The following is an 11,516-nucleotide window of genomic DNA, read 5'->3' as shown; positions in this document are numbered from 1 at the left end:
TGGCCAACCGCGACGCCGCCAAACGCACCTTCCCCGGCACCTATCGCGCCGCCGGGGTCCGGCCGGTCGAGCGCTATCCCGACCTGCTGCTGGCGACCCTGAAGAGCATGAGCGCCGACTGGCGGCCCAATCCGCAGGTCGTGGTGCTGACCCCCGGCGTCTACAACTCGGCCTATTACGAGCACGCCTATTTGGCGCGACTGATGGGCGTACCGCTGGTCGAGGGCCGCGACCTCGTGGTTCATGACAACATGGTCTACATGCGCACCACCACCGGCCTGCGTCGGGTGGACGTAATCTATCGCCGGGTCGACGACGACTTCATCGACCCCCTCACCTTCCGCCGCGACTCCTCACTCGGCGCGGCGGGCCTGTTCAACGCCTATCGGGCCGGCAATGTGGTGATGTGCAACGCGCCGGGCACCGGCGTGGCCGACGACAAGGCCGTCTATGCCTTCGTGCCCGACATCATCAAATACTACCTCGGCGAGGATGCGATCCTGCCCAATATCGAGACCTTCCTCTGCCGTGAGCCCGCCCAGTTGAGCCACGTCCTGGCCAATCTGGACAAGCTGGTGGTCAAGGCCGTGGGCGCGTCGGGCGGCTATGGCATGCTGGTGGGGCCCCACGCCACGGCCCAGGAGCGCAGCGACTTCGCCGACGCCCTGCGGGCCGATCCCGCCAACTACATCGCCCAACCGACCATCCAGCTGTCGACGGCCCCGTGCCTGGTCGATAGCCGCATCGAGCCCCGGCACGTTGATCTGCGGCCCTTCATCCTGTCGGGCGAGAAGACCGTCGTCACGCCCGGCGCTCTTACGCGGGTGGCGCTGAAGCGCGGATCGCTGGTGGTCAATTCCAGCCAGGGCGGCGGATCGAAAGACACCTGGGTGCTAGCCGACGACAGCAGCATGAACGGTAAGGGAGCCGAGGCATGATGCTCGCGCGCGTGGCCGACAGCCTCTACTGGCTGGGCCGTTACATGGAGCGGGCCGAGCACCTGTCGCGCCTGTCGACGGTGATGCTCAACGCCACCCTCGACCAGACCGATTCCGGCGCCCAGGCCGTTCGGATCGCCCTTTCGGCGGTCGGCGAGACCGAGATCGGCGACACGGGCCCCTTCGAGGCCGCCGAGTCCCTGGTCCTGGACCGCTCGGACCACAATTCGGTGGTGTCCTCGGTGGCCAAGGCCCGGGAAAACGCCCGTCAGGTCCGCGACCAGATCACCACCGAGACCTGGGAGCGCCTCAATCTGCTCTATCTGAAGGTCACCGACGAAGGGGCGGCCGACGCCTTCGCGGACGGGTCGGTGAACTTCCTGCAGGACCTGATCGCCGACGTGCACCTGTTCAAGGGCGCCGCCGACGCGACCATGAGCCACGGCGAGAGCTGGCGCTTCATGATGCTTGGCATGTACCTGGAACGGGCCCAGTTGATCGCCAGCCTGCTGGAGGCCTGCTTTTCAGAAGGTCCGGGCCGCGAGATCAATGACCACCTGGCCCTGGTCAGCCTGCTGCGCATGGCCTGCGCGCTTGAGCCCTATCTTCGGGTCTATACCGCCGAGATCGAACCGCGGCACATCCTGGAGTTCCTGGTCTTCGACGAGGATTTCCCGCGCTCCATCCGCTTCGCCACCGCCCAGATCGAACGTCACCTCAGCGAACTGGCCCGCCACGTGGAAGCCACCGGCCGCGCCGCCCCCGAACGGATGGCCGGCCGGCTGAAGGCGCGTCTGGAATTCGCCGACGTGGACGAACTGGAGGCCTACGGGGCCAGCAGCCTGCTGACCACCGTGACCAATGAATGCGCCCGTATCCACCAGGGAATCTATGAGACCTTCGTGGCCTATCCGCTCGAACACCGCCTTCCCGCCTAAGGATCCGTCATGCTGCTCGAGATCCGCCACGTCACCCAGTACCACTATGAACGACCGGTCCGCGAAAGCCTGATGGAGCTGTGGATGCAGCCTCAGAAGGGCGCGCGCCAACGGCTGGTCAGCTTCGACCTCGACATCGACCCGGCCGCCCAGGTGTTTTCCTATGCCGACAGCTTCGGCAACGCCGTCTACCATTTCGACGTGCCGCAACCGCACGACAAGCTGACGATCATCGCCCGCTCGGCGGTCGAGACCGAAGCCCCCGCGGAGCTTCCGCTCCATCTCGACATGGGCGAATGGGATCGAATGAAGAGCGAGTTCGTCCGCGGCGAGTGCTTTGATTTCCTGCGTCCGCACGGCTTTGTTCGCACCACCGAGATGCTCGAACGCTTCATCGTCGACCACGATCTGGACGCCCTGCGGCGGCAGGACCCGCTCAGCGCCCTGCGGCGGCTCAATGAGACCCTCTATCAGGCGTTCGACTACGAGCCCGGCGTCACCGACGCCGACAGCCCCATCGACCTGGCGCTGGAAGCCCGACGAGGCGTCTGCCAGGACTTCGCCCACATCATGCTGGCCATCTGCCGCGCCTGGGGTCTACCGGCCCGCTATGTCTCGGGCTACCTGTTCACCGACCGCGACGCGGGCGACCGCTCCGATCCCGACGCGACCCACGCCTGGGTCGAGGTGTTCCTGCCCAGCCTGAGGTGGGTGGGCTTTGATCCTACCAACAATATGCTCACGGGCGAACGCCATGTCGCCGTCGCCGTTGGGCGCGACTACGGCGACGTCACACCGTCCCGCGGGGTCTACAAAGGCGATTCCGACAGCCAGTTGGCGGTGGGCGTCTCGGTGCGGCGGGCCCGCGCGGCCCTGGCCGAGCCGGAGTTCCTGCGCTTGCCCCGTCCGTCAGCCCCGTCGGGAAGCAAGGCCCGCCGACGCGCCAATGCCGACGCGATCCGCGAGAACCAGCAGCGTCAGCAGCAGCAGCAATAGGCGTCGATCAGGCCGCGAACACGTGGCTGCGGCGCGAGGACAGCTTTACCAGGCCCGCAAATCGCGGCGCGTCGTCGCGGGCGACCGTGACCTCGATGCGCCGCCCGTCGGCCAGAACGGCCTCGACATGGGCCAGCGGGCCCTGCGGCGCGACACGCTCGATCCTGGCCTCGAAGCCAGACTCGTCGAGCAGGAAATCATGCGGTCGCACATAGGCGATCGAGGGGCCGTCCCGCGCGCCGGGCGCGGCCAGCACCACCGGCCCCGCCGTGAATTGGCCGCCTGAGACCACGCCGTCGAAGCGGTTGGCCTCGCCCACGAACCCGCAGACGAACGGGCTGGCGGGGTTGTCGTGGACTTCATCGGGCGTGCCGACCTGCTCGATCTGGCCGGCATTCAGCACCGCGACCCGATCGGCCAGCTCCAGCGCCTCCTCCTGGTCGTGGGTGACGAAGATGGTCGTCACCCCCGTGGCGTCATGGATGCGGCGCAGTTCGCGGCGCAGCGACTTGCGCACCGTGGCGTCCAAGGCCCCGAACGGCTCGTCCAACAGCAGCACGCTGGGCGATACGGCCAGGGCGCGCGACAGGGCCACACGCTGGCGCTGGCCGCCCGATAGCTGCGACGGATAGCGACCGCCCAGGCCGTCCAGCTCGACCAGCTTGAGCAGTTCGTCGACGCGGGCGGTGATCTCGGCCTTGGAGGGCTTGTCCTTGCCCTTGCGGACATCCAGGCCGAAGGCGACGTTGCGGGCCACGGTCATGTGCTTGAACAGCGCATATTGCTGGAACACGAAGCCCACCCGCCGCGCGGCGGCCGAGGCGAAGGTCACGTCCTGGTCGTTGAACAGGACCTGGCCGCCTTCCGGGAACTCCAGGCCGGCGATCACCCGCAACAGAGTTGTCTTGCCGGAGCCGGATGGGCCCAGCAGCGCCAGCAGTTCGCCGTCGGCGATCTCGAGGCCCACCTTGTTGAGGGCGGGATAGCGGCCGTACTGCTTTTCGACGGAACGGATGGAGATGGTCATGGGGCGATGTTCCGTCAGTGGCCGCGCCCGCGCACGGCGGGCTGGGCGATCTCGAGCGCGGCCTTGAGGACCAGGGTCACCACGGCCAGCAGGCAAAGCAGGGCGGCGACGGCGAAGGCGGCGACGAAGTCATACTCATTGTAGAGGATTTCCACATGCAGCGGCATGGTGTTGGTCAGGCCGCGAATGTGGCCGCTGACCACCGAGACCGCTCCAAACTCGCCCATGGCGCGGGCGTTGCAGAGCAAGACGCCGTACAGCAGGCCCCAGCGGACGTTCGGCGCGGTGACCCGCCAGAAGGTGTAGAGCCCGGACGCCCCCATCGAGACCGCGGCCTCCTCCTCGCTGGTTCCCTGTTCCTGCATCAGCGGGATCAACTCGCGGGCGATGAAGGGGAAGGTCACGAAGATCGTGGCCAGAACGATGCCCGGAACCGCGAAAATGATCTTGATGTCGTGGTCGACCAGGCGTTCGCCAAACCAGCCCTGCATGCCGAAGACCAACACATAGATCAGGCCGGCCACCACGGGCGAAACCGAGAACGGCAGGTCAATCAGGGTGATCAGCAGGGCCTTGCCCGGGAACTCGTGCTTGGCGATCGCCCAGGCGGCGCAGAGCCCGAAAACGGCGTTGAACGGCACGGTGATGGCCGCCGTGATCAAGGTCAACTGGACCGAGGCCAGGGCGTCCGGGGTGCTGATGGCGGCGAGGGCGACATCCACGCCCTTGCGCAAGGCCTCGGCGAAGACCGCCGCAAGGGGCAGAACCAGGACCAGGCCGAGGAAGACCATGACCAGGGTGATGACGATCAGCTTGGCCCACAGCGGATCCTGGGTCGGGTGGCGCGCACGGGCCATCAGTGGAATCTCCGCGCCCAGGCCTGTACGGCGTTGATCACCAGAAGCATCAGGAACGAGAAACCCAGCATCACCAGGGCGATCGACGCGGCGGCGGCGTATTCATATTGCTCGAGCTGGATGATGATCAGCAGCGGGGCGATCTCGCTCTTGTAGGGCATGTTGCCGGCGATGAAGATGACCGAGCCGTACTCGCCGATGCCCCGGGCGAAGGCCAGGGCGAAGCCGGTCAGCCAGGCCGGGGCCAGGGCCGGCAGCACGACGCGCAGGATGGTGGCCAGCCGGGAGGCGCCCAGGCTGGCGGCGGCCTCTTCGACATCGGCGGCCAGATCGCGCAGCACCGGCTCGAGGGTGCGCACCACGAAGGGCAGGCCGATAAAGATCAGGGCGATGGTGACGCCGATCGGGTTGTAGGCCGCCTTGATCCCCAAGGGGGTCAAGTGCGCGCCGATCCAGCCGTTGGGCGCATAGAGGGTGGCCAGGGCGATGCCGGCGACCGCCGTGGGCAGGGCGAAGGGCAGATCCACCAGCGCATTGATCACCGCCTTGCCGGGAAACTCGTAGCGCACCAGCGTCCAGGCGGTCAGCAGACCGAACACGCCGTTGATCACCGCGGCGACGAACGCCGCGCCGAAGGACAGGCGATAGGCGGCCAGGGCCCGCTCGGAAAACGCCGCGGCGAGAAACTGCTGCGGCGAAAGCTCGGCCGCCTTGATCGCCACGGCCGAGAGCGGGATCAGCACGATCAGGGACAGGATGGTCAGGGTGACGCCCAGGGTCACGCCGAACCCCGGGATCGCCGAACGGCGCCGAAACAGGGCTCGCCGGACGACAGGCGTTGGGGACGCAGCATAGGTCTCGGCGGTCATCGCGTGAGCGTCGTCCATGCTACGGCGTTTGTCGCCCAAGGGCTCGAAGATCAAAGCGTCTCACCGCGAAGTTCAGAAATTCCGCGATCGCGCTGTGTGGTTTAATCCCTTCCACGCCGGTCGGGTCAATTGAGATTTACCGCGCGCCCGCACCAGAAAAACTGGCGGTCGACAGGGATAGGCAAAGACGACCTGTACGCTCGCGGGCCAACACAGGCGCAGCCGGCGTCACGGTTCGAGTCCTCTGGGCCGAGGAGCAGCGAACGGAGGACCGGGACGCGACCACCGACTGGACAACCGCCGTCGGTCGGGCACCTGCCGCCCTTGAGAGTCAATTCCATCCCAGAGCTTCTACCAAGATGCCGCCCGCGACCTCCGCCTAAAAATCAGCGCGATCGCTAGGCATGCCGGAACCGTTCCATGAGGGCCTTGGTCGCTTCCAGGTGGATAAGGGCGTCGGTGTCCTGGACCTCGTTGCGATTGAGCTGATCGAACTCGTCCCAACGCCGATCCGGATGGTCATGATAGCCCCGGTCGATCTTGGCCTGAAAATCGGCGCGCGATTGCACGAAGTAGTGGTTGACCTTGCCATGGGCGAAGCTCGGCTGGGAATGCTGCACGGCGCTGGGTTCGACGATGTTCAGATGGCGCGTGTCGAGCGTGCTGCCATGGACGTGGAAGTGATGGGAATTGAACGCCCCGATCACACAGGACGGGCGGACGAAGCTCTTGACGTGATGGTAGTCCCAATGGTCGTCGCGCGCCCGCTGGATGAACGCCGGGACGACCAGTTCCGGAGACGCGTCGAGGCCGGACGACCCAAACACCGCCCATGGAACCATGATGGCCGAGCAGCTTCTTGGAACATCCAGCATGGAGGGGATGCTGAACCCTGACATGAACTCGTCGGCGTCAAGACAGGCGACCCAATCGAACTCGTCGCGGTGACGCCACATGGCCCACTCAAACCCCATGGTCTGGTAGCCGGCGTTGGTCATGGTCCAGTCGAAAAGCCGGATGTCCCCCGCGCCCGATGCGATCATGCGCTCGACGACGGCTCGGGTTGAATCGGTCGATCCATTGTTCAGCAGAATTACAGCGTCAAAGCCAAAGGCCAGTTGATAGGCGCACCATTCCTCGATGCGACCCTCAACGTTCTTCACCACGCTAATGACGGCTGTCTTCACGATAGACCCTTCCAGATCACCGGCCGCGCCGGAATGGCCCGTTGTGCACCACCTAGGGTGGAGGTTCTAGGCGATTTTGTAAGAACAGCTTGCTGCCGAGACGGCATGATGCGCGAACGCCGCCGCCACTCCCCTGGGCGGGGACGCGGCCGGCAAGCACAGGGCGCGACCGCACGATTCGGTTGGTTCCGGGAACACGCCGCCCAAACAGAGGCGTCGCGCTCAAGGTCTCAAAACCCGGCTTGAACGACGGGTCCGGGGTGAAATGGACAGATTGCCGAAGCTTTCTTTAGAGTCCTTGAAAACCTTCAAGGTTTTGGTAGGCCGGGTGGGGGTCGAACCCACGACCATTCGATTAAAAGTCGAATGCTCTACCACTGAGCTACCGGCCCGCTGTCAACGCGGCGGGGGCCGGTGGAAGCGGCGCGGAACATAGTCGGGGCTCGCCCGCGCCGCAAGCAGGCTTTCGTCGTCATCGTGGATGACGCTTGCGCCTCTGACGCGTTAGGGTTCAGCCATGCGTAGTCTGATGACCCTGTTGTTCGCCTTGCCCGTCCTCGCCGGCTGCGCCAGCACCGCGCAGCCGGCGTCGCAGCCGGTGACCGAGGAGCAGGTCCAGACCACCCAGGACGCCAACCGAGACAGCATCGGCGGCGCGGTGTCGGCGCCGTTGCGCGACGTCAACCTGGTGCGCACCAAGATCCCGCCCATTCTTCTGGAGGCCATGACCGATCCCTATGCACGGCCGCCGCGGGTGGGGTGCGAGGTCCTGGCCAGCCAGATCGTGCCGCTGGACGCCGCCTTGGGCGAGGATCTCGACGCCCACCCGCCCGAGGAGGACGAGGATCTGATGGACCGAGGCCGCCGCGCCGCCGGTCGCGCCGCCCTTGGGGCGGTGGCCAGCGCCGCCCAAGACCTGATCCCGATGCGAGGATGGGTGCGAAAGTTGTCCGGGGCCGAACGCCATGATCGCCTGGTGCAGACGGCGATCACCTCCGGCCACGTGCGGCGCGCCTATCTGAAGGGCCTGGGCGAATCTCGAGGCTGCAATCCGCCGGCTACGCCCCAGCATCTCGGCGCGGCGAAAATCGAGCCGGCGCTCAAGGACCGCAAGCCGCGATACCCGACCCGGCCAGAGCCTGAACCCGCCGGCGTGCCCGCTCAGCCCGCCTTGCACTGACGGGTCGCGAAGTCCCGTCGGAAGGCCTCGAACCGACCCTCGGCGATCGCCTCGCGCATCGCCGCCGTCAGGGCCTGGAAGAAGGCGATGTTGTGCCAGGACAGCAGCACCTGGCCCAGGATCTCCTCGGCCTTAAACAGGTGGCGCAGATAGGCCTTGGAATAGTCGCGGCTGGCCGGGCAGTCGCTGCCGGGATCCAGCGGTGTGTCGTCCTCGGCATACCGTGCGTTCTTGATGTTGATCGCCCCGTCCCAGGTCCAGGCCTGGCCATGGCGACCCGAACGGGTCGGCAGCACGCAGTCGAACATGTCGACGCCGCGATAGACCGCCTCGACCAGATCGATCGGCTTGCCGACCCCCATCAGATAACGCGGCTTGTCGGCGGGCAGCATGGCCGGCGCGTAGTCGAGCACCTCGCACATCGCCTCATGCCCCTCCCCGACCGCCAGCCCACCCAGCGCGTAGCCGTCGAAGCCGATCTCCTGCAGGCGCTCGGAGGACTCCTGGCGCAGATTCTTGAAGGTCGAGCCCTGCTGGATGCCGAACAGCACCTGGCTGTCGCGGGTTCCGAACGCCGCCTTTGACCGCGCCCCCAGCGGGCCGAAAGCTCCATGCCCTCGCGGGCCCGCTTCTCCTCGGCCGGCCAGGCCACGCACTCGTCGAGTTGCATGACGATGTCGCTGCCCAGCAGGTCGGCCTGAATCTCCATCGATCGCTCGGGGCTGAGCGCATGCTTGGAGCCGTCGATATGGCTGGAGAAGGTCACGGCCTCCTCGGTGACCTTGCTGATCCCCGACAGCGACATGACCTGGAAGCCGCCGCTGTCGGTCAAGATCGGTTTGTCCCAGCGCATGAACCTGTGGAGACCGCCCAGGCGCTTCACCCGCTCGGCCGTGGGCCGCAGCATCAGGTGATAGGTATTGCCCAGGATGATGTCGGCGCCGGTGTCCTTGACCTGATCGACGGTCAGAGCCTTGACCGTCCCGGCCGTGCCGACCGGCATGAAGGCCGGGGTCCGGATGTCGCCGCGCGGCGTTTTCAAAACGCCGGTGCGGGCCGCGCCGTCCGTGGCCGAGATCTCGAAGGGAAAGGCCATGCTCAGGTCTCGTCCGGGTCAGCGGGGAACAGCAGCGAACTGTCGCCATAGGAATAGAAGCGGTAGCCCGTGGCGATCGCCCGCTCATAGGCGTCGCGCATGACCTTGCGACCGGCGAAGGCGCTGACCAGCATGAACAGGGTCGACTTGGGCAGGTGGAAATTGGTCATCAGCACGTCGGCAGCGCGAAAGCGGTATCCGGGGGTGATGAAGATCGCCGTCTCGTCGGCGAACGGCCGGATGACGCGGTCCTCGCCCGTGGCGCTTTCCAGCAGGCGCAGGCTGGTAGTGCCGACACAGACGATGCGACCGCCGGCGGCGCGCACGGCGTTAAGGGCGTCGGCCACGGCGGCCGGCACCTCGCCAAACTCGGCGTGCATCCTGTGCTCGGCCACGATGTCGGTTTTGACCGGCAGGAAGGTGCCGGCCCCGACATGCAGGGTGACGAAGTGCAGCGACACGCCCCGCGCCTTCAGCCGCTCCAGCAAGTCCGGCGTGAAGTGCAAACCCGCCGTCGGGGCGGCGACCGAGCCGTCCTCCCGCGCATAGACGGTCTGGTAGTCGGCGCGGTCGCGGTCGTCCTCGGGGCGCTTGGCGGCGATATAGGGCGGCAGCGGCATCTCGCCGTGGCGGGCGATGCCGATATCCAGCTCGGGGCCCGACAGATCGAAAGCCAGCAGCACCTCGCCGCCGTCGCGCTTTCAAGAACGGTGGCGTCCAGCCGGTTCTCGTCCGCGCCGAAGGCCACGCGGTCGCCGACCTGCAGGCGCTTGCCCGGACGCATGAAGGCCGCCCAGCGATCCGGAGCCAACCGGCGATGCAGGGTCGCCTCGACCGCCACCGGCGCGCCGTCGCCGCCGCCGGTCAGCCGCCCGGCCCGAAGGCCCGACAGCCGCGCCGGGATCACCCGGGTGTCGTTGAACACCAGGGCGTCGCCGGGACGCAGGAAATCGGGCAAATCAGACACGACTTGGTCGGCCAGAGCCTCGCCCGGCCGCACCACCAACAGGCGCGCGGAATCACGCGGCTCGGCCGGTCGCAGGGCGATGCTGTCCTCGGGAAGGATGAAGTCAAAATCGGAAAGGCGCATGGGGCGGCTTCAAGGACACGGGCAAGCCCGCAGGTCAAGATAGCCCGCCGCGCGAGCGCCGTGGACAAAGACCTGCAAGCGACGGCAAACTCCAGGACACACCAGTCTTCGGGGGAGGATCGCCATGAAACGCCAGCTTGCCTCAGTTGCGCTGCTGACCTTCCTGGTCGCCGCCTGTGACAACAAGCCCACCGCCGAAGCGCCTGCCCGACCACCGGCCGCCACGGCCCCGGTCGCCGCCCCCTCGCCCGATCCTGCCGTCGCCGGTTTCCAGCATGACCCGGCCCTGGACGTGTTTGGCTACTATTTCGCCCAGCCCCCCGCTCAGGTCGGCAATTGGCGGCTCAAGTCCCTGAACATGGGTTCGCCCAGCGACTTCGCCGCCTGGGAAGACGGGAAGCGCCCCAGCAATTTCGGGCCGTTCTTCCTGGAATTCCAGGACGTCACCAGCCCGACGGCCGAGAACGAACTGGGTCAGACCTATCACACGGTCAGTTTCCGCCTGCTGGCCGATAGCTACCGGGTCGACACCCGCGAGGTTGCGTTCCGCAGCGCCGATCCCCGGATCGGCGAGGTGGCCTTTTTGGGCCAGTTCGACGTCGACGCCCTGAAGGCCGCCAAGGCCGGCGGGCCGGGCGGTGAGGCAAGAGCCGTGCTGACCGGCGGTCTGCGGATCGGCGCCGAGCCGGTACGCAAGATCAGCTTCGTCTATTTCGCTGGCGACTGAGTGAAGGCGAAGCGAGACCGTCCGTGGTAGGTCGAGGGTCATGCGACTGATCCTGCAACTGGCCAGCCTGATGCTGCGCGGCACCGCCTTGATGCTGGCTCTGGTCGGGGCGGCCTTCGCCCTGGCCTGCCTGGGGGGCGTGTTCAGCGACCGGCTGGACGCCCTAACCCATTTCGCGCCGATCTGGCTGGCCATGGGGCTGGGCGGACTGGGGCTGGGCCTGGTCGCGGCGCGAGGGCCCGAGCGCATCGCCATCGCCGCCATCGCCTTGGTCGCCGTCCTGGCCTGCGGCGCCCTGATGACCCCCGAACTGCTGGCCGCCCTGGGTCAACCCAAGCCGGCGCCGCGCGAAGCGCGGCAGATTAAGCTGGTCCAGTTCAACCTCTGGGCCGGCAACGACGATCCCGAGGCGACCCTGAAATGGATCCTGGCCCAGGACGCCGACATCCTGACCCTGGAAGAAGGCGGCGGCGAATCCTGGCCCGTGATCGAGGGCCTGCGCCGGACCTATCCCTACAGCGTCTCCTGTGACGGCAAGCGCTATTGCGACACCTGGATCTTCAGCCGCAAGCCGATGGTCAAGCGGCGCGGCTTCTATCAGGACCGGCGGC

10 protein-coding genes, 1 tRNA gene and 2 pseudogenes are annotated in these 11,516 nt (G+C 66.9%); 6 read left to right on the top strand and 7 right to left on the bottom strand.

From position 1 onward, the window contains the following. The 3 genes from CSW58_RS05020 to CSW58_RS05010 form a co-directional block, all read left to right on the top strand. Positions 1 to 938, top strand: a 938-nt coding sequence (locus CSW58_RS05020; RefSeq protein WP_201721578.1) for a circularly permuted type 2 ATP-grasp protein, incomplete at its 5' end; no start/stop codon positions are given. Next, positions 935 to 1,876, top strand: a complete 942-nt coding sequence (locus tag CSW58_RS05015; RefSeq protein WP_099446551.1) for an alpha-E domain-containing protein — start codon at positions 935 to 937, stop codon at positions 1,874 to 1,876. The genes CSW58_RS05020 and CSW58_RS05015, both read left to right, overlap by 4 nt. A gap of 9 nt (positions 1,877 to 1,885) precedes the next feature. Then, a complete protein-coding gene (locus CSW58_RS05010) occupies positions 1,886 to 2,872 on the top strand; it encodes a transglutaminase family protein (protein ID WP_099446550.1) in 987 nt (328 codons plus the stop codon). A 7-nt stretch (positions 2,873 to 2,879) separates the two neighbouring features. On the opposite strand, the gene CSW58_RS05005 is transcribed toward CSW58_RS05010, so the two are convergent. The 5 genes from CSW58_RS05005 to CSW58_RS04985 all read right to left on the bottom strand — a co-directional run bounded on the left by CSW58_RS05005 (position 2,880) and on the right by CSW58_RS04985 (position 7,204). Further along, complete coding sequence (locus CSW58_RS05005) at positions 2,880 to 3,899, bottom strand: sulfate/molybdate ABC transporter ATP-binding protein (protein WP_099446549.1); 1,020 nt, start codon at positions 3,897 to 3,899, stop codon at positions 2,880 to 2,882. 14 nt (positions 3,900 to 3,913) lie between these two features. Beyond that, positions 3,914 to 4,756 carry a sulfate ABC transporter permease subunit CysW gene (cysW, locus tag CSW58_RS05000; protein WP_099446548.1) on the bottom strand — a complete coding sequence of 281 codons (843 nt, stop codon included), beginning with the start codon at positions 4,754 to 4,756 and terminating at the stop codon, positions 3,914 to 3,916. Then, positions 4,756 to 5,625: a sulfate ABC transporter permease subunit CysT gene (gene cysT / locus CSW58_RS04995; RefSeq protein WP_099446553.1), complete on the bottom strand. Its 870-nt coding sequence runs from the start codon at positions 5,623 to 5,625 to the stop codon at positions 4,756 to 4,758. The genes cysW and cysT overlap by 1 nt, the downstream gene beginning before the upstream one ends. Before the next feature lie 398 nt (positions 5,626 to 6,023). After that, positions 6,024 to 6,812, bottom strand: a complete 789-nt coding sequence (locus CSW58_RS04990) for a glycosyltransferase family 2 protein (protein ID WP_161494565.1) — start codon at positions 6,810 to 6,812, stop codon at positions 6,024 to 6,026. A 317-nt stretch (positions 6,813 to 7,129) separates the two neighbouring features. Next, positions 7,130 to 7,204 (bottom strand) — tRNA-Lys (locus CSW58_RS04985). A 137-nt stretch (positions 7,205 to 7,341) separates the two neighbouring features. Between CSW58_RS04985 and CSW58_RS04980 the strand changes: the two genes are divergently transcribed. Beyond that, positions 7,342 to 7,992, top strand: a complete 651-nt coding sequence (locus tag CSW58_RS04980) for a hypothetical protein (RefSeq protein WP_236627653.1) — start codon at positions 7,342 to 7,344, stop codon at positions 7,990 to 7,992. Here the strand turns inward: CSW58_RS04980 and tgt are convergent. After that, positions 7,974 to 9,088: pseudogene (gene tgt / locus CSW58_RS04975) on the bottom strand (tRNA guanosine(34) transglycosylase Tgt). The gene CSW58_RS04980 and the pseudogene tgt sit on opposite strands and share 19 nt — an antisense overlap. Before the next feature lie 2 nt (positions 9,089 to 9,090). Then, positions 9,091 to 10,178 (bottom strand): annotated as a pseudogene (gene queA, locus CSW58_RS04970) (tRNA preQ1(34) S-adenosylmethionine ribosyltransferase-isomerase QueA). Positions 10,179 to 10,302: 124 nt separating this feature from the next. Between queA and CSW58_RS04965 the strand changes: the two are divergent. Then, complete coding sequence (locus CSW58_RS04965; RefSeq protein ID WP_099446546.1) at positions 10,303 to 10,905, top strand: hypothetical protein; 603 nt, start codon at positions 10,303 to 10,305, stop codon at positions 10,903 to 10,905. A 40-nt stretch (positions 10,906 to 10,945) separates the two neighbouring features. Next, positions 10,946 to 11,516, top strand: a 571-nt coding sequence (locus tag CSW58_RS04960) for an endonuclease/exonuclease/phosphatase family protein (protein ID WP_369825078.1), incomplete at its 3' end; no start/stop codon positions are given.

It is taken from the genome of Caulobacter sp. B11, from assembly GCF_002737765.1.
Lineage (GTDB): Bacteria > Pseudomonadota > Alphaproteobacteria > Caulobacterales > Caulobacteraceae > Caulobacter.
This window is presented reverse-complemented; position numbering and strand designations above follow the sequence as displayed.